The 24,800-nt window shown below is 72.7% G+C and carries 23 protein-coding genes and 1 pseudogene; 13 read left to right on the plus strand and 11 right to left on the minus strand.

Annotated elements, in window-relative coordinates:
- The first annotated feature begins 223 nt into the window (after nucleotides 1-223).
- Nucleotides 224-1,102 carry an endonuclease/exonuclease/phosphatase family protein gene (locus ACIQFZ_RS10505; protein ID WP_383058335.1) on the plus strand — a complete coding sequence of 293 codons (879 nt, stop codon included), beginning with the start codon at nucleotides 224-226 and terminating at the stop codon, nucleotides 1,100-1,102.
- Nucleotides 1,103-1,106: 4 nt separating this feature from the next.
- Here the strand turns inward: ACIQFZ_RS10505 and ACIQFZ_RS10510 are convergent, their stop codons facing one another.
- From ACIQFZ_RS10510 to ACIQFZ_RS10525, 4 genes are all read right to left on the minus strand, one after another.
- Complete coding sequence (locus ACIQFZ_RS10510; RefSeq protein WP_402691052.1) at nucleotides 1,107-1,505, minus strand: DUF917 family protein; 399 nt, start codon at nucleotides 1,503-1,505, stop codon at nucleotides 1,107-1,109.
- A 10-nt stretch (nucleotides 1,506-1,515) separates the two neighbouring features.
- A complete protein-coding gene (locus ACIQFZ_RS10515; protein WP_383058338.1) occupies nucleotides 1,516-2,595 on the minus strand; it encodes a DUF917 domain-containing protein in 1,080 nt (359 codons plus the stop codon).
- Nucleotides 2,588-4,150: a hydantoinase/oxoprolinase family protein gene (locus tag ACIQFZ_RS10520; protein ID WP_365775098.1), complete on the minus strand. Its 1,563-nt coding sequence runs from the start codon at nucleotides 4,148-4,150 to the stop codon at nucleotides 2,588-2,590. The genes ACIQFZ_RS10515 and ACIQFZ_RS10520 overlap by 8 nt, the downstream gene beginning before the upstream one ends.
- Before the next feature lie 104 nt (nucleotides 4,151-4,254).
- A complete protein-coding gene (locus ACIQFZ_RS10525) occupies nucleotides 4,255-5,619 on the minus strand; it encodes a purine-cytosine permease family protein (protein ID WP_402691053.1) in 1,365 nt (454 codons plus the stop codon).
- A 358-nt stretch (nucleotides 5,620-5,977) separates the two neighbouring features.
- On the opposite strand from ACIQFZ_RS10525, the pseudogene ACIQFZ_RS10530 reads away from it, so the two are divergent.
- The 3 genes and pseudogenes from ACIQFZ_RS10530 to ACIQFZ_RS10540 all read left to right on the plus strand — a co-directional run bounded on the left by ACIQFZ_RS10530 (nucleotide 5,978) and on the right by ACIQFZ_RS10540 (nucleotide 8,973).
- Nucleotides 5,978-6,603: pseudogene (locus tag ACIQFZ_RS10530) on the plus strand (aspartate/glutamate racemase family protein).
- A gap of 38 nt (nucleotides 6,604-6,641) precedes the next feature.
- Complete coding sequence (locus tag ACIQFZ_RS10535) at nucleotides 6,642-7,844, plus strand: cysteine desulfurase-like protein (RefSeq protein WP_365775095.1); 1,203 nt, start codon at nucleotides 6,642-6,644, stop codon at nucleotides 7,842-7,844.
- Between the two features lie 313 nt (nucleotides 7,845-8,157).
- Entirely contained in the window at nucleotides 8,158-8,973 is an 816-nt protein-coding gene (locus ACIQFZ_RS10540; RefSeq protein WP_365418644.1) for an IclR family transcriptional regulator C-terminal domain-containing protein, read from the plus strand.
- Between the two features lie 42 nt (nucleotides 8,974-9,015).
- Here ACIQFZ_RS10540 and ACIQFZ_RS10545 read toward each other — a convergent pair whose 3' ends face one another.
- Nucleotides 9,016-10,224: a cytochrome P450 gene (locus ACIQFZ_RS10545; RefSeq protein WP_402691054.1), complete on the minus strand. Its 1,209-nt coding sequence runs from the start codon at nucleotides 10,222-10,224 to the stop codon at nucleotides 9,016-9,018.
- A gap of 263 nt (nucleotides 10,225-10,487) precedes the next feature.
- Here ACIQFZ_RS10545 and ACIQFZ_RS10550 point away from each other — a divergent pair, with 263 nt between their 5' ends.
- Nucleotides 10,488-11,441, plus strand: coding sequence for a PDR/VanB family oxidoreductase (locus ACIQFZ_RS10550; RefSeq protein ID WP_402691055.1), 954 nt, complete (start codon nucleotides 10,488-10,490; stop codon nucleotides 11,439-11,441).
- An 11-nt stretch (nucleotides 11,442-11,452) separates the two neighbouring features.
- Here the strand turns inward: ACIQFZ_RS10550 and ACIQFZ_RS10555 are convergent, their stop codons facing one another.
- Nucleotides 11,453-12,175 carry a CBS domain-containing protein gene (locus ACIQFZ_RS10555; protein WP_365418636.1) on the minus strand — a complete coding sequence of 241 codons (723 nt, stop codon included), beginning with the start codon at nucleotides 12,173-12,175 and terminating at the stop codon, nucleotides 11,453-11,455.
- Nucleotides 12,176-12,494: 319 nt separating this feature from the next.
- Between ACIQFZ_RS10555 and ACIQFZ_RS10560 the strand changes: the two genes are divergently transcribed.
- From ACIQFZ_RS10560 to hutH, 6 genes are read left to right on the plus strand one after another with little or no spacing between them, the layout of a single operon-like run.
- Nucleotides 12,495-13,391: an ABC transporter substrate-binding protein gene (locus tag ACIQFZ_RS10560; protein WP_365418633.1), complete on the plus strand. Its 897-nt coding sequence runs from the start codon at nucleotides 12,495-12,497 to the stop codon at nucleotides 13,389-13,391.
- The gene (locus ACIQFZ_RS10565) at nucleotides 13,388-14,347 is read left to right on the plus strand and encodes an amino acid ABC transporter permease (protein WP_376651470.1); all 960 of its coding nucleotides are present in this window, start codon (nucleotides 13,388-13,390) and stop codon (nucleotides 14,345-14,347) included. The genes ACIQFZ_RS10560 and ACIQFZ_RS10565 overlap by 4 nt, the downstream gene beginning before the upstream one ends.
- A gap of 8 nt (nucleotides 14,348-14,355) precedes the next feature.
- On the plus strand, nucleotides 14,356-15,111 hold the full coding sequence (locus ACIQFZ_RS10570; RefSeq protein WP_383058400.1) for an amino acid ABC transporter ATP-binding protein: 756 nt from the start codon (nucleotides 14,356-14,358) through the stop codon (nucleotides 15,109-15,111).
- Nucleotides 15,108-15,845 carry a hypothetical protein gene (locus tag ACIQFZ_RS10575; protein WP_402691056.1) on the plus strand — a complete coding sequence of 246 codons (738 nt, stop codon included), beginning with the start codon at nucleotides 15,108-15,110 and terminating at the stop codon, nucleotides 15,843-15,845. The genes ACIQFZ_RS10570 and ACIQFZ_RS10575 overlap by 4 nt, the downstream gene beginning before the upstream one ends.
- Nucleotides 15,842-16,921 (plus strand): histidinol-phosphate transaminase, encoded by a 1,080-nt coding sequence (locus ACIQFZ_RS10580; RefSeq protein WP_383058348.1) that lies wholly within the window; start codon nucleotides 15,842-15,844, stop codon nucleotides 16,919-16,921. The genes ACIQFZ_RS10575 and ACIQFZ_RS10580 overlap by 4 nt, the downstream gene beginning before the upstream one ends.
- 32 nt (nucleotides 16,922-16,953) lie before the next feature.
- Nucleotides 16,954-18,615 carry a histidine ammonia-lyase gene (gene hutH / locus ACIQFZ_RS10585; RefSeq protein WP_402691057.1) on the plus strand — a complete coding sequence of 554 codons (1,662 nt, stop codon included), beginning with the start codon at nucleotides 16,954-16,956 and terminating at the stop codon, nucleotides 18,613-18,615.
- A 98-nt stretch (nucleotides 18,616-18,713) separates the two neighbouring features.
- Here the strand turns inward: hutH and ACIQFZ_RS10590 are convergent, their stop codons facing one another.
- From ACIQFZ_RS10590 to ACIQFZ_RS10605, 4 genes are all read right to left on the minus strand, one after another.
- Nucleotides 18,714-19,538, minus strand: a complete 825-nt coding sequence (locus ACIQFZ_RS10590) for a 3-hydroxybutyryl-CoA dehydrogenase (protein ID WP_383058402.1) — start codon at nucleotides 19,536-19,538, stop codon at nucleotides 18,714-18,716.
- Between the two features lie 108 nt (nucleotides 19,539-19,646).
- Nucleotides 19,647-21,323 (minus strand): CocE/NonD family hydrolase, encoded by a 1,677-nt coding sequence (locus ACIQFZ_RS10595; protein WP_402691058.1) that lies wholly within the window; start codon nucleotides 21,321-21,323, stop codon nucleotides 19,647-19,649.
- 32 nt (nucleotides 21,324-21,355) lie between these two features.
- Nucleotides 21,356-21,508 (minus strand): hypothetical protein, encoded by a 153-nt coding sequence (locus tag ACIQFZ_RS10600; protein ID WP_383058354.1) that lies wholly within the window; start codon nucleotides 21,506-21,508, stop codon nucleotides 21,356-21,358.
- A complete protein-coding gene (locus ACIQFZ_RS10605; protein ID WP_383058355.1) occupies nucleotides 21,505-21,723 on the minus strand; it encodes an SDR family NAD(P)-dependent oxidoreductase in 219 nt (72 codons plus the stop codon). The genes ACIQFZ_RS10600 and ACIQFZ_RS10605 overlap by 4 nt, the downstream gene beginning before the upstream one ends.
- Nucleotides 21,724-21,958: 235 nt before the next feature.
- On the opposite strand from ACIQFZ_RS10605, the gene ACIQFZ_RS10610 reads away from it, so the two are divergent.
- Both ACIQFZ_RS10610 and ACIQFZ_RS10615 read left to right on the plus strand, forming a co-directional pair.
- Nucleotides 21,959-22,846, plus strand: coding sequence for a TetR family transcriptional regulator C-terminal domain-containing protein (locus tag ACIQFZ_RS10610; protein ID WP_402691059.1), 888 nt, complete (start codon nucleotides 21,959-21,961; stop codon nucleotides 22,844-22,846).
- Nucleotides 22,827-23,483, plus strand: a complete 657-nt coding sequence (locus ACIQFZ_RS10615) for a CoA pyrophosphatase (protein ID WP_365775082.1) — start codon at nucleotides 22,827-22,829, stop codon at nucleotides 23,481-23,483. The genes ACIQFZ_RS10610 and ACIQFZ_RS10615 overlap by 20 nt, the downstream gene beginning before the upstream one ends.
- A gap of 28 nt (nucleotides 23,484-23,511) precedes the next feature.
- On the opposite strand, the gene ACIQFZ_RS10620 is transcribed toward ACIQFZ_RS10615, so the two are convergent.
- The gene (locus ACIQFZ_RS10620) at nucleotides 23,512-24,654 is read right to left on the minus strand and encodes an acyl-CoA dehydrogenase family protein (protein WP_402691060.1); all 1,143 of its coding nucleotides are present in this window, start codon (nucleotides 24,652-24,654) and stop codon (nucleotides 23,512-23,514) included.
- Nucleotides 24,655-24,800 lie beyond the last annotated feature (146 nt).

Consider the following 24,800-nt stretch of genomic DNA (forward strand, 5'->3'; position numbering starts at 1 on the left):
CGGCAGGGCGTCTGCCGTCGACGCGGATCATATGACGTCTGACGTCTGACGTGAACCCCTTCAGTTCTCCGTGCTGTGCCACGACGGAACACGGCCCGCCGCGGCGCTGAATCCCCGTCAGGGACACGCCGGAGACGGGCTCGACGTGGGCGGCATCGTCAACCGCACTCATCACAACGGCTGTTGTGTGACTCTCCAAGAAGACGGTGAAGGGATCGACGGCATGAAGCCCAGGTTCCGACGTCCTGTCCGGCGCGGCCTCGCCGCCGTACTCGCCGCCACCGCCGCGCTCGCCATGGCGGCACCGGCGACGGCCGCGGACGCCGGCACCGCCGGGTCCCGCGCACCCGCGGTGCCGCTGCGGGTGGCGACCTACAACATCCACGCCGGGGCCGGCGAGGACGAGGTCTTCGACCTCGACCGCACCGCACGGGCGATACGTGATCTGCACGCCGACGTGGTCGGCCTCCAGGAGGTCGACGTCCACTGGGGCGCCCGCAGCGACTTCGCCGACGAGGCCCGGGCGCTGGCGGAGAAGCTGGGCATGCGGGTGTTCTTCGCACCGATCTACGACATGGACCCGGCCACCCCGGGCGCGGACCGCCGCCGGTTCGGCGTCGCCGTGCTGAGTCGCCACCCGGTGCTCGAGGCCGAGAACCACGAGATCACCCGGCTCTCCACCCAGACGCCCGATCCGGTGCCGGCCCCGGCGCCCGGCTTCGCCGAGGTGACGCTCAACGTCAGGGGATCGCACGTGCACGTCTACGACACCCACCTGGACTACCGGGCCGATCCGTCCGTCCGCAGGGCCCAGGTCGCGGACATGCTCGACGTACTCGCCGCCGACCGCGGCCCGAAGATCCTGGTCGGGGACTTCAACACCGAGGCGAACGCTCCGGAGTTGGCACCGCTGTGGCAGCGGCTCAGGGACGCCGACCCGGGCGGCGGCGGGACGTACCCGGCCGTCCGTCCGGAAAAGCGCATCGACTTCGTGACCGTCTCCCCCGACATCACCGTGACCGGCGCCCGAGAGATCGCCACGGAGGCGTCCGACCACCGCCCCGTGGTGGCGGACCTGGAGCTCCACCGGCGCGGCCGCTGAACATTCACGGGCGCGCCGGCGTCCACGACGCGCGGGCCGGTCTCACCCGCCCCAACGCGCCGCCGACCTCGATGACGCCCACCGCGCCGGCCGGCGCCCCCGCCTCGCCGGCCGCGGCACGCACGGCGGGGGCGAAGTCGTCGGGGTTGACGAGCCGTTCGGCGACCACGTCCGGCGCACCTGCCAGCCCCACGTGCACCACCAGGGTCCTCGGCGGCAGCTGTGCCGCCGGCACCAGCGCGACCGGCGCCTCGGCCAGCCGCCGGCGCAGCAGCAGCGCGCCCATGGCCACCTCGCCGCCGCCGCCGGAGCCGAGCAGGGTGGCCCCGGCGGCCAGGGCGGCCACTCGCCCCGCCGACAGCGTCGCGGCGGGGGCAGCGGAGTCGACAGCCCGGTATGTCACGCCTCGATCATCACACTTCGGCGGCCGGCAGCGGCTCGTAGGCGTGCTCGTAGCCGAAGTAGGCGGGGCCTGCCAGCGCGAGTCCCGCGGGAGTGCGCCAGCGCGGGTCGCACGGCACGCCGAGCACGCTGACCCGCAACCCGTAGCGGAGGGTCTCGGTGGTCACCGGCTCCCCCGTGTCGGTGTCCAGGACGCAGATCAGGTCGGGGACGCTCACCACGACGTCGCCGTCGCGGGTGGCGACCAGGTTCTCGTTCTGGAAGGACAGCTCCATCGTCGACCCGCCGTCCTCGGCGAGCCCGGCGAGCCGTGCGGCGCCCCGGGCGAAGCCGCCGCTGGTGCCACGCCGGACGTCGGTGACCTTTCCGGTGAACACCAGGTGCCCGCCCAGGGCGGTGGCGGCGGCCGCCACCGGGTCGTCGTGCCCCTCGCGGGCCTGCCGGATGGCCCGGCCGACCTTCTCGCACAGGGTCAGGGTGCCGGGCACCATGTGGTCCTTCACCTGTCGTCCGGTGAGCACGTAGAGGCTGACGGCCGCGCTGCATCCCATCTCGACGGTGGCGGCGCGGGCCAGCCGTTCGGCCCAGGCGTTGTCGCTGGTCCGCATGGTGATCGCGTTGCCGCGCTCGTCGGACAGGGCCATCGGGGAGGCCTGCACCCCGCCGAGGGTCGGCAGCAACATCTGGAGTTCGGGGAAGGCACGGCCCATGCCGTCGGCGTCGATCAGCGGTATGCCGGCCTCGGCCGCGGCCACGAACGGGGTCATCGAGTTCAGTCCGCCGGCCTCGATGGACACCGTGTGGGTCGCGGGCCGGCCGAGGAGTTCCTCGACGGCGCGCATCGCACCGAGGATCTCGTCCCCGGCGGGCAGCTTCTCCAGCATGACGGTGGGCGCGCCCATGAAGGCGGTGGGGATCACCAGGGCGTCGTCGTCGATCTCGTCGACGTCGAGCAGGGTCACCGGTCCGTGCCGCTTCAGCGCCTGCTGGGCGAGCAGCCGGCCGACGAACGGGTCTCCTCCTCCGCCGGTGCCGAGGACGGCCGCGCCGCGGGCCAGATCGGACAGGTTGTCGGCGGTGATCTCACGCATCGTGGCCTCCCAGGCTCAGCTCTCCGACGGCCTTGACCCGGATGCGGGTCGCGTTGCCCGGCAGGTAGGCCAGTGGTACTTCCTCGATGTCGACGATCTCGACGGATCCCGGTCGGGCGCCCGCCGCGACGGCGCGGTCGACGGCCTCCTGGCGGGCCTCGTCGAGCACCGCGTCGCGCTGCTGCGGTACGACGGAGTAGACGCGGTCGACCTCGCCGCCGACCTGGGCGATCGCCGCGCCGATGGCGTTGGCGACGGCGAAGTGGTCCGGCCGGACCACCCGGGAGGCGCCCGCCAGGTCTTCGGGCACCAGGATGCTGCCGCCGCCGACGGCGACCACGGGCACCGGATCGGCGGAGGCCCGCATCCGGTCGACGACCTCGGCGAGCCGGTCGTCGATCACCGCCAGCGCGGCGTCCACCAGCGACCGGTCCAGATGGGCCACCAGGGAGGCGTCACCGACCTCGGCGCGTCCGCCGGCCACGGCGATGTCGGTGGCGGTCAGGCGGGTGCCGCCGAAGACGAGAGCCTGCTCGGTGAGCCGGTAGCCGACACTGGCGGGGCCGACGGTCACCGCGTCGGCCCGGTCCACGACGTGGCTGCCGCCGCCGATGCCGATGGACAGCACGTCCGGCATGCGGAAGTTGGTCTGCACGCCCGCCACGGTCACGTCGGTGGACGCCTCGCGCGGGAACCCGTGCTGGAGCACGCCGACGTCGCTGGTGGTGCCGCCGATGTCGACGACGGCGCAGGAGGGCAGCCGGGACAGGAACGCGGCGCCGCGCATGGAGTTGGTGGGGCCTGAGGCGAAGGTCGCCACCGGATAGCGGCGGGCGTAGTCGACGTCCATGAGGGTGCCGTCGTTCTGGCTGAGGAACACCGGAGCGCTGATGCCGGCGTCGGCGACGGTGCGGCTCAGCCCGGTCGCCACCTGGTCGGCGAGATCGCGCAGCGCGGCGTTGACGACGGTGGCGTTCTCGCGGCCGAGCAGGCCCATGCGCCCGATCTCGTGCGAGAGGCTGACCGGAGCGCCGGGCAGCTGCTCGGCGATGATCTGCGCGGCGCGCGTCTCGAACTCGGCGTTGACCGGTGAGAACACCGACGACAGGGCGAAGGAGGTGGCTCCGGCCTCGACGGCCTTGTCCAGGACGGCGCGGAACTCGGCCTCGTCGAACGGCGCGATCGGGCTGCCGTCGTACTCGTGGCCGCCCTGGCACAGGTGGCTGTGTCCACCGATCGCCGTCACCAGCCGCTCGGGCCAGTCGACGAGGGGCGGCAGGGCGCGGGTGGCCGGAAGGCCGAACCGGATGGCGGCCACCGGTGCCAGGCGCTCGCCCTCCACCAGCGCGTTGATGAAGTGGGTGGTGCCGATCATCACCGCGTCGACGGCTCCCGGGTCGAAGCCCGTCGCCTGCCGCAGGTCGCCGATGGCGGCGACGATGCCGCCGGTGACGTCGGCCGTCGTGGACGCCTTCACGGCGCCCAGCACCCGATCGCCGTCGATGAGGACGGCGTCCGTGTTGGTGCCGCCCACGTCGATGCCCAGTCGGAGCATGTGGGGTGTCCTTTCTTGTGTCTGGTGGCCTGACGCTTTCGTACGGCCTGCCGTCGGCTTTCGCGCGGCCTGCCGGGCCCGGATCGTCGCCGGGCCCTGTGTCGTCAGGCGGACGGCTGTTCCGTGGCCGGGGCGGCCTGGACCGCGGGCGCGGCCGACGGGCCGCCTTGGTGCGTGGGCGCGGTCCCCACGCCCCGGACGAGGCCGAGCCGCGCGGCGCCGAGGTAGAGGGCGAAGGCGACGACCACCGAGTTGATCGAGGGCAGTCCCCAGTCGACGTACTTCCCCACGACCGCGGCCACCACCCAGGCGATGAGTCCGGCGGGCACCCAGGCGGGCGCGCTGTCCGGCAGGGTGCCGGCCGGGCGGGTCTCGTCCAGCAGGGGCCGCCAGGTGCGGGCGACGAAGTACTCGGCGACCATGATCCCGGCGACCGGTGGGAAGAGCACACCCAGCAGGTTCAGGAAGCCGGTGAATCCGTCGAGTACGCCGGCGGCGCCGAGCACGGAGCCGGCGACGCCGACGACCACGGTGACGACGGCGCGGTTCAGGCGCCGTCCGAAGGCGCGGTCGGCGAAGTTGACCACGCCGAGCGAGGCGGCGTACAGGTTCCAGTCGTTCACCTTGATGGTGGCCGCGACGATGATCAGGGTGCCCAGGAAGCCGGACGTCGAGGTCACGATGGCTATCACGTCGTTGGTGCGCAGCGCGAGCGCGAGCAGTACGCCGATCAGGCCGATCACGTACTCGCCCAGCGTGATGCCGACGACGGTCTGCTTGATGACGTCGCCGGAGCTGCGGTTGAACCGGCTCATGTCCGGGGTGATCACCGCGCCCACGATGAAGCCACCCGCCACGAGCGTGGTGCCCTGCAGCAGCGACAGGGGCGGCCCGGCCGGCTGCGCGGAGGTCAGCGCGCCCAGGTCGTGCCGGGACAGCTCCACCGCGATGGACCAGCCGGACATCACCAGGAACGCGGGGACGGTGACGTAGGCGGCCCAGGCCATCGAGCCGACACCGCGGACGACGACGGCGGTGATCACCAGGCCCACGATGAGGGCCCATGCCCAGGAGGGCAGTCCGCCGACGAGTCTCACCAGGCCGTCGGCGGAGACGGCGTTCTGGATGCCGAACCAGCCGACGGCGCTGACGCTGATGGCCAGCCCGATGAGCGAGGAGCCCGTCGCGCCGAAGCCGGTCCACCGGGCCAGCAGCGAGGTGGACAGTCCCTCACGCTGGCCGGCGATGCCGGTGAAGATGGTCAGGACCTCGAGGATCACGGCGCCGAGGGTGATGGCGAGTACGGCGTTCCAGAAGGTCATGCCGAAGCCCAGGGCGGCGCCGATGAGGAAGCTGGCGAGGGTGCTGAGCTGGCCGAATCGCTGCGTGGCCACCGAGAACCAGTGGAAACGGGACGCCTGGGGAACGCGGGCGAGCGCGTGATCGTCGTGATCTGCGGAGGACGCCATGGGGACTCCAGGAGGGCGGAGGAGCGGGGCCGCTGGGAAGGGGGAGAGCGAACGAGCAAGCGGTTGGGAGGAGGCTAGGGGGCCCGCCGGGGCCGGTCATCGTGCAAGTGGCACCGTCCACGTGGCCGGACGGTGCGCTCTGCACAGCGCGCTTTCCGGCCATGGGATCCGGCGCCCCAGCGACCGTGCGTCCTGCACAGTCCCGCGCACTCGACCGGGCAGGTGGCACCTTGTCGCCGCCGTCCGTGTCTCGGGAGGCTGAGCGGCACGCCGTCCTGCCGCCCCTGGAGGTGCTGTGAAGCTCACGGTCGTACTCCCCGTCATCACCGACGCCTTCACCGAGGAGGTCCGCAAGGAGGTGGGCGCCTGGATCGCGCCCGGCACGGAGGTCGAGGTGCGGCGCATCGCACGCGGAACGGCCTCCATCGAGTCCGAGTACGACGAGGCGCTGGCAGGCCCCGGCATCCTCGACGCCGTGCGTGAGGCCGCCGAGGACGGGGCCGACGCGGTGTTCGTCAGCTGCTTCGGCGACCCGGGCGTGCACGCCGCGCGGTCGAGCCCGCCGTCCTCACCTCGCTGGCCCTCGGCGAGCGCAAGGGCGTGATCACCGTCCTGCCGAACGTGCTGCCCATGCTGCACGGCCTGGTGCGCCGCTACGGCCTGACGCAGCGGGTCGGGTCCATCCGCGCGGTGGACATCCCGGTGCTCGACCTGGACACCGGGGACGCCCTGCTGGACGCCCTGACCGGACAGGCGCGGGCCGCCGTGGCCGCCCGGGAGGCGGACGTCATCGTGCTCGGCTGCACCGGCATGCTGGGCGTCGCCGCCGCACTGCAGGAACGGCTGGCCCGGGACGGCGTCTTCGTCCCCGTCGTCGATCCCACGGGAGCCGCGATCATGTGGCTGCAGTCGCAGGTGCGGCTCGGGGTGCGGCCCAGCCGCACCACGTACATGCGGCCCCGGCCCAAGGATCGCGTCGTCTGACGCCCGCCCGAAGTCACCCGAGCCCACCAGGAGTTCACATGGCCCTCGACGTCGCCGCGATCCGCGCGCGGATACCCGCCCTGAAATCCGGCTCCGCACGCTTCGACTCACCCGGCGGCACCCAGACACCCCAGCCGGTCATCGACGCCATCGGGGAAGCACTCGCCCGCCCGCTGGCCAACCGGGGCCGGACCACCGAGGGCGAACGCAACGCGGACGACCTCGTCAGCCAGGCCCGCGGCGCGCTGGCCGACCTGCTCGGCGCCGACCCGCGGGGCGTCGTGTTCGGCCGCAGCGCCACCCAGTTGGCGTACGACCTGTCCCGGACGCTCGCCAAGACCTGGGGACCGGGCGACGAGGTGGTCGTCACCCGTCTGGACCACGACTCCAACATCCGGCCCTGGGTCCAGGCGGCCCGGGCGGCCGGCGCGACCGTGCGCTGGGCGGACTTCGACCCGGCCACCGGGGAACTGCGTCCCGAGCACGTCCAGGCGGTGCTCTCCCCGCGCACCCGGCTGGTCGCGGTCACCGCGGCGTCCAACCTGATCGGCACCCGTCCCGACGTCGCGGCCGTCGCGGCGCTGGCGCACGGCGTCGGCGCGCTGCTGCACGTGGACGCGGTGCACTACGCCGCGCACGCGACCGTGGACCTGGCGCGGCTGGGCGCGGACACGCTGGTGTGCTCGCCGTACAAGTTCCTCGGCCCGCACCTGGGAGTGCTGGCCGCCCGGCCCGAGTTCCTCCGGACCCTGCGCCCGGACAAGCTGCTGCCCTCCAGCGACGACGTCCCCGAGCGTTTCGAGCTGGGCACCCTGCCGTACGAGCTGCTGGCCGGCGCCCGCGCCGCGGTGGACTTCCTCGCGGACCTGGTTCCGGACGCGCGGGGCAGCCGCCGGGACCGGCTGGTCGCCTCCTTCGCGGCGCTGGAGTCCCACGAGGACGCCCTGCGTACGCGGATCGAGCAGGGGCTGGCGGGCCTCGGCGGGATCACCGTGCACTCACGTGCCGCGCGGCGCACCCCGACCCTGCTGTTCACCGTGGCGGGACTGCGCCCGGCCGACGTCTCCCGGCACCTGGCCGAGTGCGCGGTCGACGCCCCCGCCGGTTCCTTCTACGCGGTGGAGGCCGTGAGCCTCCTCGGTCTGGGCGACGAGGGCGGCGTACGGGTCGGGCTCGCGCCGTACAGCTGCGCCGACGACGTCGACCGGCTGCTGGCCGCGTTGGGCGGCCTCGCTCGCTGACCGGGACGGGATCGCCCGAACGGCACGCTCACCTTCCGGTGTCCACGGCTCCGGTGTCCACGGCGGTCCGGCCGGCGGGGTGGCCGCCGAAGCGTCGGCCGCGGCCCCTGCGGGAGCGGTCGGCGCAGTGCGGGCACGGGGTTCGCGGCACGGCGAGAGGCGTTCTCACGGGGCGAGAACGAGGTGTGCGCGAGAGCCCGCGATACGGCACGGTCGAGGTCTCGTGCGAGGCGGGGACGATCGTTTACGCTGACGCCCCCGTCGCTCCGCACGGCGACCGCTGACGCCCCATGGGCAGGCCGAGGAGGGCTTCATGACAAGAGTGGTCCCTTGCGGTGCGGGCGACGCGGGTGGTGCGGGCCGGTCCGGGGTGTCCCCGGGCGTCTCGTTCCAGCGCGGCCTCAACGTGCTGATCAGCGTGGCCGAGTCGGGTGAGGCCCGGGTCGAGAAGATCGCCGCCGACGCCGGGATCCCGGTGAGCACCGTCTACCGGTATCTGCGCACCCTGCGCGAGCTGGACCTGGTGGAGGAGCGCGCGGGCACCTACGCTCCCGGCTGGCGGCTGCTGGAGATCTCCGGTCAGCACCTGACCCACACCCGCCTGGTCGAGCTGGGCCACGGGCTGCTCCAGGAACTGACGGACGCGACGGGCGAGACGGCCGTGCTGACCGTGCGGGTCGGCACACGGGCCATGTGCCTGCGGCAGACCCAGTCGCCCCACCCGATCCGGATGGCGTTCCGGATCAACCAGTTGCTGCCGCTCTACGCGGGAGCGGGCCAGCGCCTGCTGCTGGCCCATGCGCCGCGTGCCGTGATCGACCACGTGCTGGAGCAGCCGCTGCGCGGCATCACCGCCCGCACCCTGGGACGCGCCCAGCTGGCCACCGAGATCGACCGGGTCCGCCAGAGCGGTTTCCTGGTCACCAGGGGCGAGTTGAGCGAGGGCGCGGTGGCGGTGGCGGTGCCCGTCGTGGCGGGGGGCGAGGTGCTGTGCGCGCTGACCGTGGCCGGGCCCGAGAACCGGTGCGGCTCGGCGTGGCGCCGGCACGCCCAAAACCGGCTGCGGGCGGCCGGCCGACAACTCGGCGAGCTGCTGGAGCACCGGGCCGCGCCGCTGCCCATCGGGTGAACGCCGGCCGCGGGCACCCGCCGGACGGTCCCCCGCGGCTCCTCAGGCCGGGGTGACCCGGACCGGCAGGTGCGTCCAGCCCCGCAGTGTGTTGTGCAGGAACGGCACCGGCTCACCCACGAGTTCCACCGTCCGCACCCGCCGGGCCAGTTCGCTGAACAGGACGTCCATCTCCAGCCGGGAGATCGGCTGGCCCACGCACTGGTGGATGCCGATGCCGAACGCCAGGTGCCCGGAGGCGTCCCGCTCGATCCGGTACTCGCCCGCGTCGTCCCCGAACCGGCGCGGATCGCGGTTGGCCGCGCCCATGAACAGCGCGATCTTCGTGTCCTCGGCAAGGGGCACCCCGTGGAACGCCGCCTCGCGGGAGGTGGTGCGGAAGAAGGACTGGAAGGGCGACTCGAAGCGCAGCGCCTCGTCGACGGCGAACCGGGCCAGCGCGGGGCTCTCGTGCAGGGCCGCCCACTCAGAGGGGTGGGTGGCCAGGCATTTCATGGTGTTGCCGATGGCCAGTACGGTCGTGTCCAGGCCCGCCGACAACAGGGCGCGCACCAGCCGGGTCGCCTCGTCCGGGGTGATCACGCCCTGGTCGGCGTACTCCCAGATCTTGGCGCCGAGGCCGTCCGGGGTCAGGTTCTCGCGGGCGCAGTTGCTCATCACCCACTCGACGGTCCCCTCGCCGGCGGCGAAGTACCGTGCGTAGCGGGCGTCTTCGGGGCCGAACGCGGAGAAGTTCATGGCACCGTGCGGCAACAGGTTCTCCGCTCGCCCTGCGCGGGGTATGCCGACCGCGTTGCCGAACACCTCGATCGGGAACAGCTCGGCCAGTTCGGTGATGGCGTCGAACTCGCGCTGTTCCAGGACCCGGTCCACGAGGTGCACGGCGAACTCCTGGAACGCGGCGCGCAGCACCCGGATGTTGCGGGGGGAGATCACTCCGGCCATCGTGGTGCGCAGCGGGGTGTGCGCGGGCGGGTCGGAGTCGAGGATGCCCGCGGGGCGCCACGGCGGCTCCTGGTGATAGTTGCGCGGACCGACCCCGGCGCCGGAGATGAACGTCTCGTGGTCGGCGAGGATCTGCCGGCACTGCTCGAAGCGGGTGAAGGCGTGGACGCCGTACCGCTCCAGCCAGACCGCCGGTCCCGCCTCGCGCATGCGGTCGAACAGCGGGTAGGGGTCGGTCAGGTTGGCGTCGTCGTAGGGGTCGTCCGGGATGGATGCGACGACTCCGTCGGCGGCGATGCTGGTCATCAGGCCCCCTCGGGTGGGCGCGGGTGGTGGTCAAGTTGCGGGCCGGAGGTGTGAGCGGGCGTGCCGGGCGACGGGCGCCGGGCCGCGCCGCCTCGTGCCGGGCGCCGCGCAGGAACGGTAGTTCGGCGGCGGGCGTCCGGGACACGGCTGTTATCGCCTGCTGAGAAAGGCCGTTGCCGCGTACCGGCCGCGCTCCGCACGATGCGGCGATCGGGGCGCCTCGAAACGCGCCCCGCACAGGCCGAGTCGGAGACGGAGGAGCCATGTCGGCGCAGCAGTTCGTGACCGTCACGGTCGAGGAGGTGACGACGGAAGCGGCGGGAGTCGTCTCCCTCGTCCTGGGGGCGCGCGACGGCCGGGCCCTGCCTCGGTGGACGCCGGGGGCCCATATCGACGTCGTGCTCTCCCGCGATCTGATCCGGCAGTACTCCCTGTCGTCGGCTCCGGACGAGGCACGCTGGCGGATCGCGGTGCTGCGCGAACCCGGCGGGCGCGGCGGCTCGGTCCACCTGCACGACCGTGTCCGTGCCGGGGACACCCTGCTGGTGAGCACCCCCCGCAACACCTTCCCGCTGGACCTCGGAGCAGACCGCTGCGTGCTCGTCGCGGGAGGAATCGGGATCACGCCGCTGCTGCCGATGGCGGCCGCGCTCGACGCGGCGGGCAAGGACTGGACGCTGCTGTATCTGGGGCGGGCCGCCGCCTCCATGGCGTTCACCGCGGAGCTCGCCCGGTACGGGGACAGGGTGCGGCTCCACCGCGACGACGCGTCGGGCGTCGCCGACATCACGGCGGAGCTCGACAAACTGGGAGCGGCGGACGCCGGCGTGTACGCGTGCGGTCCGCCCGGACTGCTCACTGCCGTCGAGGACTACGCCAGGACCCGACCCGGGACCCGGCTCACCGTGGAGCACTTCACCGCCGATCCCGGCGGCGCGCGCCGCGAGGGCGACCGGCCGTTCACGGTGCAAACCCGCGACGGCCGCGAGATCACCGTGGGTGCCCGCCAGTCGATCCTCGACGCGCTGTCGCAGGCGGGCGTGCGGACCCTCAGCTCCTGCCGGGAAGGCGTCTGCGGGACCTGCGAGACGGCGGTTCTCGGGGGCGAGCCGGACCACCGTGACCGAGTGCTCGGCGAAGGGGAGCGCGCCGCGGGCGAGACCATGATGATCTGCGTTTCGCGGTGCCTGGGTGAACGCCTGATCCTGGACGTGTGACTACCGGCGGCTCACCAGCGGCGTCCGAAGCGGAGCCGGGGCGGTGACAGCACCGACGACAGGCCGTGCCCACCGCCCGGCGCCGCGCGCACGCGCGCCTCCGCACGAGCCGAACCGCCGCGTACGGCGGGAGGGTCCACGGTGTCGTCCCGGTCGAAGCCGAGCCGGTTCACCACCTCCACCACGCCGTCGACGCTGTCGCACAGCCGCACGGTGACCGGGATCAGACTCCTGTGCTCCACCGTGCCGCTGAGTACGACCCGGCCCTCGGCGACCTCGACCGCGAGCGCCGAAGGCCGCAGGCCCAGCGTCCGTACGATGACGTCCTCCAGGATCTCCTGCTGGATCTCGCGGTCCCGGCGCAGGAACAGCCGCACCAGGTCGCTGCGGCTGACCACGCCGATCAGCCGGCCGTCGCCGTCCACCACCGGCAGGCGCTTGACCTTGTGCCGCTCCATCGTCCGCGCGGCACGCACGGCGTGCCAGCCGGGCTCCGCGACGACGGCGGGGCTCGTCATCAGCTCCCCCGCGTTCCTCCCGACGCCTCCGCGGGTCTGCTTGCGGAGCAGGTCCGCCTCGGACACCACTCCGATCGGCCGGTCCTCGTCATCGACCACCGGGACGGCGGTGATGTCGTACTCGTCGAGAACGCGTGCGATCTCCTTGAACGCCGTACCCGGTCGCACACTCACGGCGGTGGGGCTCATCAGCTCGCCCACGCTGCGTCGTCTCATCACTCGGCGCCCTTCCTGTCGCCTCCAGTCCACCGCACGCGCCGCCGTGCCGCTGAGGCCGAACAGTCCCTGCCAGGATCCCGAAAGTCCCTCGTCCCCCACGTGGTCATCCGTTTCGGCCGATGGCGGATTCTCGCCCGCTGAGAACGGCTCGTTGGCGCCTGCCGGTCGCCGCCCTAGCTTCCAGGCACCGAGCCGCCGTCCCGCGCACCCCGCGCATCGGAGCGCAAACCGGTGGCCGGCCGACAGGGCCCGCGCCGTCCCAGCCGCTTCACCGCGGCACGGGACTGCGCGCCGAGGACTTCGACAGGAGCCGTCCATGCCTCTTTCCCGCCGTCGGGGCGCGTCCTGTACCGCGCTCGTCCTGGCCACCGCCGGCGCCTGCCTGCTGGCCGCCTGCGGCTCCGCCACGAAAGCACCACCGGACCACGCCGCCGCCACGAACGCGCCGCTGCACGCGCTCATGCGGAACGCGGCGGCCGGAAAGACGACCCTCGACGTCGCCAGCAACATCGAATACCCGCCGTTCGAGTCCTACGCGGCCGACAACACCACGGTGCAGGGCGTCGACCGTGAACTCGCGGACGAATTCGAGAAGTTGCTGGGCGTCAAGCTGGTCTTCCACAACACCGCGTTCGACGCGATCATCCCCGGCCTGACCGCCGAGCGCTACGACCTGGCGATGTCGGCGATGTCCGACACCGTCGAGCGGCAGAAGCAGGTCGACTTCGTCGACTACCTCAAGGCCGGCGGCGGCATCATGCTGCCCAAGGACAACCCCCACAAGGTGGCCGCCCTCGACGACCTGTGCGGTCTGAAGGTGGCCATCGACAAGGGGACGACCGAGGTCCAGGACGGTCAGGACCAGATCAAGAAGTGCCGGGCGAACGGCAGGCCCGCGCCGGAGATCTCCATCTTCCCCGGGCAGAACCAGATGGTGCTCGCCCTCCAGAGCGGACGGGCCGACGCGGCCCTGATCGACTCGACCGCGGGCGGCTACGTGGCCCGGCAGACCAGCGCGTTCACGATGCTCCCGCCGTACGAGAGCGGCAGCTTCGGCATCGTCTTCCGCAAGGGCGACACGGCACTCGAGCAGGCCTTCGCCAAGGCACTGGAGCGGCTGGCGCGGGACGGCACCTACCGGAAGATCCTGGCCAAGTACGGCCAGGAGACGGGCACTCTGGACAGCTTCCCCATCAACGGGGTGACGTCATGAGCAGCCCCGCCCCCACCGTCGAGGCCAAGCCGGCCGGGCAGGAGAGCGACCCGGTCGTACCGGCCCGCCATCCGGGGCGCTGGCTCGCCCTGCTGACCCTCGCCGTGCTCGCCGCGATGGCCCTGCACCTGCTCGTCACGAACGAGCGGCTCGAGTGGCCGGTGGTGTGGCAGTACCTGTTCTCCGAGCCGATCCTCACCGGCGTCGCCCGCACGCTCGAACTCACCGGCATCGCCATGGTGATGGGGCTGGTGATCGGGATCGTGGTCGCGATCGGGCGGCTCTCCCCCAACCCCGTCCTGTCCAAGGTGGCCTGGCTGTACTCGTGGTTCTTCCGCGGGACACCGCTGCTGGTGCAACTGCTGTTCTGGTTCTACCTCTCCGCGCTGCTGCCCCGGATCTCGATCGGGATCCCGTTCGGGCCGGAGCTGGCCTCGGCCGGCACCAACAGCCTGATCACGCCGTTCCTCGCGGCCACCCTGGGCCTCGGCCTCAACGAGGGCGCGTACATGAGCGAGATCGTCCGCTCCGGCATCCTCGCCGTGCCGCGCGGCCAGACCGAGGCGGGGCAGGCGATCGGCATGAGCCGGGGCCAGGTGATGCGCCGCGTCGTGCTGCCCCAGGCCATGCGGGTGATCATCCCTCCGACCGGCAACGAGACGATCGGCATGCTGAAGTACACCTCGCTGGTGCTGGTGATCGGCTACGCCGAACTGCTCACCTCCGCGTCGCTGATCTACTCCCGCACCTTCCAGACCATTCCCCTGCTGATCGTCGCGGCGTTGTGGTACCTGACGATCACCGCGGTGCTCTCCGTCGCGCAGTACTACGTCGAACGGCACTTCGGGCGCGGCTTCCGGGTCACCGCCTCGCGCCGGACCCGGCCGTCGCGGCTGCTGCGCGCTCGGCCCGCCGCCCCCGTCGAAGCCACCACGTCACTGCGGAGCGCGTCATGAGTGAGCCGATGTTCGAAGCCAGTGACGTGCACAAGTCGTTCGGTCATGTCGAAGTGCTGCGCGGGGTGAGCATGCGGGTCGCCCGAGGGGAGGTCGCCTGCCTGCTCGGTCCCTCCGGCTCGGGCAAGAGCACGTTCCTGCGCTGCATCAACCACCTGGAGAAGCTCGACGCCGGGCGCATGTGGGTCGACGGGGACCTCGTCGGATACCGCCGCGTCGGTCATCGGCTGCACGAACTGAACGATCGTGAGGTGGCGCGCCGCCGGGCGCGGATCGGCATGGTGTTCCAGCAGTTCAACCTCTTCCCGCACCGCACCGCGCTGGAGAACGTGCTGGAAGGCCCGGTCACCGTCAAGGGCGCGCGCCGGCGGGACGTGCTGGACGAGGCGCATCATCTGCTGGAACGGGTGGGTCTGGCCGACAAGGCGCGGCACTATCCGGGCCAGTTGTCGGGCGGGCAGCAGCAGCGCGTGGCGATAGCCCGTGCCCTGGCCATGCGTCCGGCGCTGATGCTGTTCGACGAGCCCACCTCGGCGCTGGACCCGGAGCTCGTCGGCGAGGTGCTGGACGTGATGCGCGGCCTGGCGGAGGGCGGCATGACCATGATCGTCGTGACCCATGAGATGGCCTTCGCGCGCGAGGTCGCCGACGTCGCGCACTTCATGTCCGACGGCGTGCTCGTGGAGAGCGGTCCACCCGCCGCGGTGCTGGGCGATCCGCGCCACGAGCGCACCCGTACCTTCCTGTCGAAGGTCCTGGCGTGAGCGCGCTCGGGAGTGGACGCGGAGTCGCCGTCCGGCTGCGGGAGGCGTCCGACGGACGCGCGCGGACGGTCCGGGCCGCCGGGGAGCGGCGTGCCCGCCGCCGCGGCCAGAACCCGTCCGGCCGCGGCCGGGGTCCGCGCCCCCGGTGCGCGGACCCCGGCGCGACGACCGGAACGGACGTCCCCCGCAGCCGACCAGTCGCGGTGCCTGCCCGCGACGGCCTGCTCCCCGGTGGGGCCGTCGCCCGCCACGGCATGCTCCCCGACGAGGTACCTGCACCCGACGAGGAGCCCGCCCGCCATGGCCTGCTTCCCGGTGGGGTGCTCGCCCGCCATGGCCTGCTCCCCGACGAGATGCCCTCCCGTCATGGCCTGCTCCCCGGCGAGGTACGCACCTCCGACGGCCCGCTCCCCGGCAAGGTACCCGCACCCGACGATGCGCCCGCCCGCCACGGCCTGCACCCCGACGAGGTACCCGCCCGCCATGGCATGCTCCCCGACGAGGTACGCACCTCCGACGGCATGCTCCCCGGTGGGGCCCTCGCCCGCCACGGCATGCTCCCCGACGAGATGCCCTCCCGTCACGGCATGCTCCCCGACGAGGTAAGCGCCTGCGACCGCCCGCTCCCCGGCGAGGTACCCGCACCCGACGAGGCGCCTGCCGGCCACAGCCTGCCCCCCGACGGGGCGTTCGCCTGTGGCGGCCTGCACCCCGGTGGGGTGGTGGCCGTATGACGCCGCGCCCCCGTGCGGGAGTTCTGCGTCTGCCCGTCTATGGCGGTGGCCGGGTCGGGGACGAACCGACGCACCGGCTGGGTTCCAACGAGTCGCCGTTTCCGCCGTCGGCCGCGGTGCGGGCCGCGATCGCGGCCAGTGCCGGTGCCGCCCACCGCTACCCGCCGCTGCGGCCCGCCGAACTCGAGACGCGCCTCGCCGGCCACCTGGGGGTCCGCCCGGAACAGGTACTCGCCGGCGGCGGCTCCATCGCCGTACTGGAACAGCTGGTGCGCGCGTTCGCCGGCCCCGGGGACCGGGTCGCCTACGCGTGGCGCTCCTACGAGGCCTACCCGATCCTGGTCGCCGCCGCGGGCGCGACCCCGCTGGAAGTGCCGCTGCGCGACGCGGCGCCCGACCTGTCCGCGGTCGCGGCGGCGCTGACGCCCGACGTGCGCGTGGTCCTCGTGTGCAATCCCAACAACCCGACCTCGACCGTGCTGCCGCCGGGCGCCCTGGCCGCCTTCGTCGCGGCCGTTCCGAAGGACGTGCTGATCGTCGTGGACGAGGCGTACCGCGAGTTCGTGCCGGCGGGCGGAACCGACGACGGGGTGCGGCTTCAGCGGTCGTATCCGAACGTCGCCGTACTGCGGACCTTCTCCAAGGCTTATGCCCTCGCCGGTCTGCGGGCCGGCTACTGCGTGGCCGACCCCGCGGTGCTCGACGCCGCCCGGCGCGTGGCGCTGCCGTTCACGCTGAGCGCGCCCGCGCTCGCCGCCGCGCTGGCGACCCTGGACGAGCCGGAGCTGACAGTGCGTCGGGTACGGCGGCTCACCGCCTCGCGAGACCGGCTCGTCGCGGAGCTGCGCGCGGCGGGCCTGGAGGTGCCGGCGTCCGGGACCAACTTCGTCTGGCTGCCGTTCGGGAACGGGAGCCGGGAGTTCCTGCGGCAGTGCACGCTCGCCCGCATCGGCGTGCGCGTGTTCCCCGATGAGGGCGTGCGGATCACCGTCGGCGACGAGGACGCCAACGCCGCCGTGGTCGCCGCGGCCCGGCGCTGTTCTCACCCCCTGAGAACAGCCGATTGCAGCCCCTGAGACGACACGTAGCCTCTGCGCAGGAGGAACCCATGACCGAGCCAGTGACCTTGGGCGAAGCGCCCGTTTCCCTCGATGATCTCCTCGCCGTCGCACGCGGTGGTCGTCGGGTCGTCGTCGGCGAGAGCGCCGTGAAAGCCATGCGTGCGAGCGAGCAGTGGGTCGACTCGATCGTCGAGGGCATGCGGGCCGGCGAGCCGGTGGAGCCGATCTACAGCATCAACACCGGCTTCGGTTCGCTGGCTGGACGCCAGGCCTTCGCCACCGCCGAGGACGCCGCCGAGCTGTCCCGCCGGCTGATCGTCTCCAACGCCAGCGGAGTGGGCCGCTATCTGGATGAGGAGGTGGTGCGCGCCGCCATGCTGATCCGGGCCGCGAGCCTGACCCGCGGCCACTCGGCCGTCCGGCCCGAGCTGCCCGAGGCCCTCGCGCGGATGCTCGCCGCCGGGGTGCACCCGGCGGTCCCCGAATACGGCTCCCTGGGCGCCAGCGGCGACCTGATCCCGTTGGCCCATCTGGCGATCGTGCTGTCGCGTCCGGCCGGCGAGGACGTCGAACTCGACAGCGGCGAGGCCTTCCGGGACGGCGAGATCGTGAGCGGTCTCGAGGCCATGCGCCACGCCGGGATCGAGCGGATCGCGCTGCGCGCGAAGGAGGGCCTCGCCCTCACCAACGGCACCTCGTTCTCCACGGCGCAGGTGGCCCTCGCCCTCGCGGACGCGCGGAACCTGCTCGCCACCGCCGAGATCACCGCGGCGATGTCCATCGAGGCGCTGATGGGCTTCGGGGACGCGTTCCTCCCGCAGATCCACCAGGCCCGCGGGCACCGCGGCCAGATCGAGTCCGCGGCCCGCATCCGGCAGTTGCTCGGCGACAGCGGCCTGATCGACGGCGACGTGGACCGCGACCCGGTGCGGCGGCCTCCGCAGGACGCGTACTCGCTGCGCTGCACACCGCAGGTCCTCGGGCCGGTCCGCGACACACTGCGTTTCGTGCACGGCATCGTGGAGACCGAGATCAACGCGGCCACCGACAACCCGCTCGTGTTCCCGGACCTGCCGGCGACCCGTGGCCTCAAGGCGGTCTCCGGCGGCAACTTCCATGCCCAGTACCTCGCCTTCGCCGCGGACTTCCTCGCCATCGCCGTCACCGAGATCGGCAGCATCGCCGAGCGCCGGCTGTTCCGACTCGACGACGGCTCCCTCAACCGCGGGCTGCCGGACATGCTCGTCGCCAGCGAGAAGGTGGGCATGGACTGCGGCTACATGCTGCCGCAGTACCTCGCGGCCGCGCTGGTGTCGGACTGCAAGACGCTGGCCCATCCCGACAGCGTCGACTCGATCCCGACCTGCGCGAACCAGGAGGACCACGTCTCGATGGCGAACAACGCCGGCCGGCACGCCCGGCAGGTGGTCGCCAACATCGAGGCCGTCATCGGCATCGAGCTGCTGATGGCCGCGCAGGCACTCGAACTGCGCCTGGCCGAACAGGGCGCCGACGCCTCGGTGCTGTCCAGCGCGAGCCGGGCTGTCCTCGATCTCGTACGCACCACCCGGTCCGCCGACGGGCGGGCCATCGACCACATCACGCGGGACGTCGTCCTGTACCCCCGGGTCCGCGCGGCCGTCGACCTGGTGCACAGCGGCGCCGTCGTCGAGGCCGTGCGGGCCGTGCACCCCGAAGGAGCACCCTGACCGCCTCTGCCGGGGCGGTTGTTGGAGCCGGCCGGCGAATTCGACGTCATCGAATTTGCGCTCGCGCGTCCGGCCGTCACACCGGTCGGACGCCGGGCTCAGGCGGCCGGGTAGGAGTGAAAGCCGCGGCCGGTCTTCTTGCCGAGGTGGCCGGCCTCCACCATGCGCTGCAGCAGCGGGGGCGGAGAGTACAACGGCTCCTTGAACTCGGCGTACAGCGATTCGGCGATCGCCTGCGCGGTGTCGAGCCCGATCAGGTCCGCGAGCGCCAGCGGGCCCATCGGGTGCGCGCAGCCCAGGACCATGCCCTGGTCGATGTCGGTGGCGGAGGCGACACCGGATTCGAGCATCCTGATCGCGGACAGCAGATATGGCACGAGGAGCGCGTTCACCACGAACCCGGCACGGTCCGTGGAGCGGATGACCCGCTTGCCGAGCACGGCGGTGGCGAAGCGCTCCGCGCGTGCCCGGGTCCGCTCGCCCGTCACCAGGGAGGGCACCAGCTCCACCAGGGGCAGAACCGGGACCGGGTTGAAGAAGTGGATGCCGATGACGTGCTCGGGCCGGGTGGTGGCCATGCCGAGTCGGACGATCGGGATCGACGAGGTGTTGGAGGCGAGGACGGCGTCCTCGCGTGCGACGACCTTGTCCAGGACGGCGAAGACGTCGACCTTGGCCCGCTGGGTCTCGGCGACGGCCTCGACGACCAGGTCGCGGTCCGCGAAGTCCCCGAGATCGGTGGTCAGTCGGATCCCGGCGAGGACCTGTTCGCGGTCGGTCTCCGACATCTTTCCCCTGCGCACGCCATGGGCCAGTGACTGTTCGATGCGCCGCCGCCCGGCGGCGAGCGCGTCGGGTCCGCTCTCGGCGACGAGGACGTCCAGGCCGGCCCGTGCGCAGACCTCGGCGATGCCCGAGCCCATCTGTCCGGCGCCGACGACGCCGATCCGCTGCGGGAGGTCCGCAGCACCCTGAATGTCCACGAGTCATCTGTCCCTTCGCTGGTGAACGGGGCGGAGCCCGGTGGCCCCCTATGACGGCCGAGTGTGCGTGCCCGGAAGCACGGTGAGTTCCAGGCAGGCGCCGTCCGGTCCGCCGGTCAGCAGCCGCTGGCTGCTGCCGGCGGCGTGCCGCACACGCCACGGGTGCTCGGGGCCCGCGGTGTGCGGAAGGTAGAGCGGGAAGCAGCTGGATGCCACCTGGACGCGGAGCCGGTGTCCCGTTTCGAGGCGGTGTCCGGTGTCCCCGAGGTGGACCGGTGCCCGGTGCCAGGAGGGGCCTCCGGTGTCCATCCGGTAAGGCGCCTCCAGAATCCGGCGGCTGGTGCCGTCGGGGGCCACGTCGCAGAGTTTGACGACGAGGTGGCTCACGGCCGCGGTGGAGGTGACGGGCAGCACCAGGCGGGCGGGGCCCGCCAGTTGAAGCGGTCGGTGAGCCGCGGTCGCGGTGAAGGTCAGGACGTCCGGGCGCCGTTCGACGGTGCGTTCGTCGGGCAGGGCGAGCAGCGGTCGCCACCAGTCGCCGTCGGTGGCCGGCACCAGGTCGGCGGGGTCGTGGTCCCAGAGCGCCGGGGCATGCCTGGTGCCGGGCCGAGGGGACAGTGCTCCGCCTTCCGGGCCGGCCGTCGCGGCGGCCCGGGCTCCGGTGAGATGGAGCCGCAGGACCTCCGCGTCGGGCGGTGGCCAGCTCGCGGCCGCCCGCAGCCGGGTCCCCGCGCCCTGCCAGCGGACGGGTGGCGGCACCAACTGGCCTCCCCCGCCGCAGAGGTGGTGGCGGAAGAAGTCGATCACCGGGCCGAGTGTGCGGTCCAGCATGGCCTCCCGGGCGAGGGGGTCGGTGAGGTGGTCCGGGCTCCGTCCGTGCGCGGTGAGCACGTCGTCGTGGTGGTCGGTGGCGGTGGCGATCAGATACTGCGGTGCCCTGCGCAGCGGGCCGGGGCGCTGTCCCGCGCCCGCCGCCAGTCGCGCAACTGCCCGGTGGAGAACGGGTCGTACCAGCCCGTCCAGTGCAGCGTCGGCACCCGCCCGTGCCCGGGAGCCCGGCCGCCGAACGCCATCCGGCGCCAGCGTCCGCCGGCGGGCGGTGTGAGGGCCCATTGCGGCCGGCGGCAACTCCCAGGACCCGGTGGGCAGATGGTCGAGCAGCCGCGCGAGCGGCCGGACGGACCAGTCGAGGCGGGGCACCAGGTTGGCGCGGCCGGCCCAGGTGGAGGTCAGCCACTCCGCCATCGGTCCCAGTCTGAAAACTCCGCTGCGGTGGGCCAGTTCGCCGCCGATGTCGGTCGTGGTCAGCCGGGCCGCGAGCGCCCGCACGGCCGGGTGGCCGCAGGTGGCGGCCGCCCAGGCGGTGCAGCCGTAGTAGGAGTTGCCCCAGCAGCCCACCGTGCCGTCCGACCAGGGCTGCCCGGTGATCCACTCCAGTGTGTCCCAGGCGTCGGAGGTCTCCGCGGTGAAGGGCACGGGGACGCCCTCGGAGCGGATCTTTCCCCGCACGTCCTGCGTCACCACGGCCATTCCGGCTTCGGTCAACCGGGCCGCGATGTCCGGCAGAAGCGTGTCCGGATGTGTCGTGTCGTACGGCGTGCGGATCAGCACCGCGGGCACCCTGGCGGGGGACGGCGGCAGGTACACCTGGGTGTGGAGGCGGACTCCGTCGCGCAGGGGCACCCGGAAGGGCTCCGCCTGCGCGGTGGGGGTTCCGAACGGCACGGGCGTACCGGACGGGACGGGGGCGGCCGTGGTCACGCGGTGTGTGCCGTCAGCGACGTACCCGGCGGGACGTCCGGGTCCAGGCCGTCGTCGGCGTGGTCGACGACGGCGCGCTCGCCCTCCACGTCCAGCGATCGGCAGACCAGCAGATACAGGCCGGCCGAGACGACCAGGCCGATGATCATGGTGATGTCCAGGCCTCGGCCAGGCAGGTGCCGCCGGCGGCCTCGATCCGGGCGCGTACGTCCTCCAGCGGGCCGCTGCGGCGGCCGCAGATCACGATGCGCGCCCCGCAGGCGGCGAAGTCGGCGGCTACGGCCCGGCCGATTCCGGTGCCGCCGCCCGTGATCAGCACGACTTTGCCGTCGTGTACATCAGGGCGCAGTGGTGTCGTCCCCACAGTGCTCTCTTTCGTGCCGGGCCTGGTGTCCGGATCGCGGCCGGAACCCTGGCGTTGGGACATCGACTGACTGATGCGCCGGTTGGCGATTGCCCCTCACTCTGAGACGCACCGAAAGGCACTGTCAATAGGTGCACTGCCTGCGGTTTTCATCAACTGGAGCAGCTCGGGGCCAGCACCCGCACATACCTGGGGTGTTGCGATTTGAGCAATCACGCGGTTAGGGTTCGGCGGCATGGGAGAAACAGCGCAACGCGTGCGTCAGGTGATCGAGGCGGTCGCGGACACGCACCGGGATTTCGCGGTGCGCATCGGTCTGGAGCCGACCAAGCTCTCCAAGTCGCTCCGGGGCAACCGCCGCTTCACACCGGAGGAGTTGGCGGCCGTCGCCGCGACGGGCGGGGTCAGCGTCGACTGGCTGGTGCACGGCAGGGGCACGGGACCGGCTCCGGCGGCCGGGCAACAGACCGCGGAACCGGCGCGGGAGACCGGCGAAGCCGAGCGGGCGGGCGACGAGCGCCGGCGCAACGAGTTCCTGGACGCGGCCTGGAAGCTCATCTCGGAACAGGGGTACCACGCCGTCCGGATCGCGGACATCGCCCGCGCCTGCGGGACCAGCAGTGGCGCCGTGCACTACTACTTCCCCACCAAGCAGGACCTGCTCAGCGCGGCGCTGCTGCACTGCGTCCACAGCGCCTTCGACCGGCAGAGTGTCGAGCTGAGGGCCGTGGACAGCGCCCACGAACGCCTGCTGAAGCTCATCGACATGCAGCTGCCCGCACCGGGCCGGGTCCGCAACGAGTGGCTGGTGTGGCTGCAGTTCTGGGCCGAGACGGCACTGCGTCCCGAACTGCGCCCGATCCACAACGACTTCTACGCCCGCTGGCGGGAGGCCGTGGTCCGGATCATCCGGCGAGGGCAGCGCCAGGGGCAGTTCCGCGCCGACGCCGACGCCGAGCAACTGGCCCTGGGCATCACCGCGCTCACCGACGGCCTGGCCATCCAGGTGCTCACCGGGGCACCGCAGGTCAGCGCCGAGCGGATGCGCGGAGTTCTGCTGGACTTCATCGAGCGCGAACTCCTCGCGCCTACAGGAGGATCGCATGAACCTGCCGACGCCTGACGGATCCGCGGCCACCGCGCCGGTCACCCACCTGGGCGAGGCCGCCGACCGGATACGGGCCAATCTGGCCGCGTTCGAACGACGCGAGGCCACCGCGCCGCAGGCCACCCGGCGCGCCGGCGTGTGCCTCACCGTCTTCGGCCACCGTGGCCAGGCCCACGTCCTGCTGATCAAGAGGGCGCCCCGGGGCCGCAATGCCGGCCAGTGGGCCCTGCCCGGAGGCCGGTTGGACGACGGAGAGACCCCGGTGGCCGCAGCCCTGCGGGAACTCGCCGAGGAGACGGGGATCTCGGCGCAACCCGGCGACGTGGCCGGGCTGCTCGACGACTTCGTCACCGACTCGGGCTTCGTCATCACCCCGGTCGTCGTGATCCCCCGAGCACCGGTGACTCCGGCACGCGACCGGCGCGAGGTCCACTCCCTGCACCCCATCCCCCTGCACAGGCTCACCGACCCGGACATCCCCCGCTGGCGCACCGCCGACGACGGACGACCGCTCCTCCAACTGCCGCTGCGCCGCGGGATGGTGGTCCACCCGCCCACCGGCGCGCTGCTCTGGCAGTTCCGCGAGGTCGCGCTGCTGGGCCTGCCGACGCGCGTGGCCGACCTGGCCCAGCCCGTCTTCACCCGCACATGAGCCGACCGCTGGTCCTGCGGGTCGGTGGCTACGGCAGGTTGCGGGCCACCACGATCCGCTGGATCTGGTTGGTCCCCTCGTAGATCTGGGTGATCTTCGCATCGCGCATCATGCGCTCGACGGGGAAGTCCTTGGTGTAGCCGTAGCCGCCGAGCAGTTGCACCGCGTCGGTCGTCACGGCCATCGCCGTGTCGGAGGCGAGGCACTTGGCGGCCGCGCCGAAGTACGTGAGGTCGGATGAGCCGGCCGAGCTGCGGGCCGCGGCGGCGTAGACCATCTGCCGTGCCGACTCCACCTTCATCGCCATGTCGGCGAGCATGAACTGGACGCCCTGGAAGTCGGCGACGGCCTTGCCGAACTGCCGGCGTTCCCGCACATGGCCGACCGCGTGGTCGAGGGCGCCCTGCGCGATGCCGAGCGCCTGGGCGCCGACCGAGACCCTGGTGTGGTCCAGGGTCGCCAGCGCCAGCCGGAGCCCTCTGCCGCGCTCGCCGAGCAGGCGGTCGCCGGGGATCCGGCAGCCGTCGAAGTACACCTCTCGGGTGACGGAGCCCTTCAGCCCCATCTTCCGTTCGGGCTCCCCGTAGTCGATGCCGTCGTCGTCCGCGTGGACGACGAACGCCGAGATGCCGCGGGAGCCCGCGTCGGGGTCGGTGACCGCGAAGACGATGAGGTACCTGGCCACACCGGCCGAGGTGATCCAGGTCTTCACGCCGTCCAGGACCCAGCCGTCCCCGTCGGCCGTCGCACGGCAGCGCATCGCGGCGACGTCGCTGCCCGCCTCCCGCTCACTGATGGCGTAGGCCATCAGCGCCTCCCCGGAGGCCACTTCGGGCAGGTAGCGCCGGCGCTGCTCCTCCGTGCCGGCCAGCAGCAGCGGGACCACGCCGAGCTTGTTGGACGTCTGGATGGTGGACGAGGAGGCGCACACCCGGGCGACCTCCTCGACGGCGATGGCCGCGGCGAGGGCGTCGACACCGTCGCCGCCGTACTCCTCCGGGATGCCGGGTGCGTGCAGCCCGGCGGCCACCAGCGTGTCGTAGTTCTCGTGCGGGAACCCGCCCCGCGCGTCGACCTCCGCGGCCCGGGGCCCCAGTTCCTTCTCGGCGACGGCACGGGCCGCGGCGCGGAACTCGTCGTACATCGGGGGCAGCAGGTACGGCGTCGTCATGGAGTGCTCCTCGGTCGGAGAGTCGGGTGGCGAAGTGTCGGAGAGCCGGGTGGCGAAGTGCCGGAGTGGCGGAGTGCGGCTCGGGTGCGGGCCCGGCTCCATTGCGACGCAAGCCCGCCCGCCGCGCCAATGTGCGTGCGCACGAC

Origin of the sequence: Streptomyces sp. NPDC093064 (assembly GCF_044754605.1) — a bacterium.
Lineage (GTDB): Bacteria > Actinomycetota > Actinomycetes > Streptomycetales > Streptomycetaceae > Streptomyces.

Coding starts and splice junctions, on each gene's coding strand:
- ACIQFZ_RS10505 (WP_383058335.1), top strand. CDS start 224: ATGAAGCCCAGGTTCCGACGTCCTGTCCGGCGCGGCCTCGCCGCCGTA.
- ACIQFZ_RS10515 (WP_383058338.1), bottom strand. CDS start 2,595: ATGCGTGAGATCACCGCCGACAACCTGTCCGATCTGGCCCGCGGCGCG.
- ACIQFZ_RS10520 (WP_365775098.1), bottom strand. CDS start 4,150: ATGCTCCGACTGGGCATCGACGTGGGCGGCACCAACACGGACGCCGTC.
- ACIQFZ_RS10525 (WP_402691053.1), bottom strand. CDS start 5,619: ATGGCGTCCTCCGCAGATCACGACGATCACGCGCTCGCCCGCGTTCCC.
- ACIQFZ_RS10535 (WP_365775095.1), top strand. CDS start 6,642: ATGGCCCTCGACGTCGCCGCGATCCGCGCGCGGATACCCGCCCTGAAA.
- ACIQFZ_RS10540 (WP_365418644.1), top strand. CDS start 8,158: ATGACAAGAGTGGTCCCTTGCGGTGCGGGCGACGCGGGTGGTGCGGGC.
- ACIQFZ_RS10545 (WP_402691054.1), bottom strand. CDS start 10,224: ATGACCAGCATCGCCGCCGACGGAGTCGTCGCATCCATCCCGGACGAC.
- ACIQFZ_RS10550 (WP_402691055.1), top strand. CDS start 10,488: ATGTCGGCGCAGCAGTTCGTGACCGTCACGGTCGAGGAGGTGACGACG.
- ACIQFZ_RS10555 (WP_365418636.1), bottom strand. CDS start 12,175: ATGAGACGACGCAGCGTGGGCGAGCTGATGAGCCCCACCGCCGTGAGT.
- ACIQFZ_RS10560 (WP_365418633.1), top strand. CDS start 12,495: ATGCCTCTTTCCCGCCGTCGGGGCGCGTCCTGTACCGCGCTCGTCCTG.
- ACIQFZ_RS10565 (WP_376651470.1), top strand. CDS start 13,388: ATGAGCAGCCCCGCCCCCACCGTCGAGGCCAAGCCGGCCGGGCAGGAG.
- ACIQFZ_RS10570 (WP_383058400.1), top strand. CDS start 14,356: ATGTTCGAAGCCAGTGACGTGCACAAGTCGTTCGGTCATGTCGAAGTG.
- ACIQFZ_RS10580 (WP_383058348.1), top strand. CDS start 15,842: ATGACGCCGCGCCCCCGTGCGGGAGTTCTGCGTCTGCCCGTCTATGGC.
- hutH (WP_402691057.1), top strand. CDS start 16,954: ATGACCGAGCCAGTGACCTTGGGCGAAGCGCCCGTTTCCCTCGATGAT.
- ACIQFZ_RS10590 (WP_383058402.1), bottom strand. CDS start 19,538: ATGGGCTCGGGCATCGCCGAGGTCTGCGCACGGGCCGGCCTGGACGTC.
- ACIQFZ_RS10600 (WP_383058354.1), bottom strand. CDS start 21,508: ATGATCATCGGCCTGGTCGTCTCGGCCGGCCTGTATCTGCTGGTCTGC.
- ACIQFZ_RS10610 (WP_402691059.1), top strand. CDS start 21,959: ATGGGAGAAACAGCGCAACGCGTGCGTCAGGTGATCGAGGCGGTCGCG.
- ACIQFZ_RS10615 (WP_365775082.1), top strand. CDS start 22,827: ATGAACCTGCCGACGCCTGACGGATCCGCGGCCACCGCGCCGGTCACC.
- ACIQFZ_RS10620 (WP_402691060.1), bottom strand. CDS start 24,654: ATGACGACGCCGTACCTGCTGCCCCCGATGTACGACGAGTTCCGCGCC.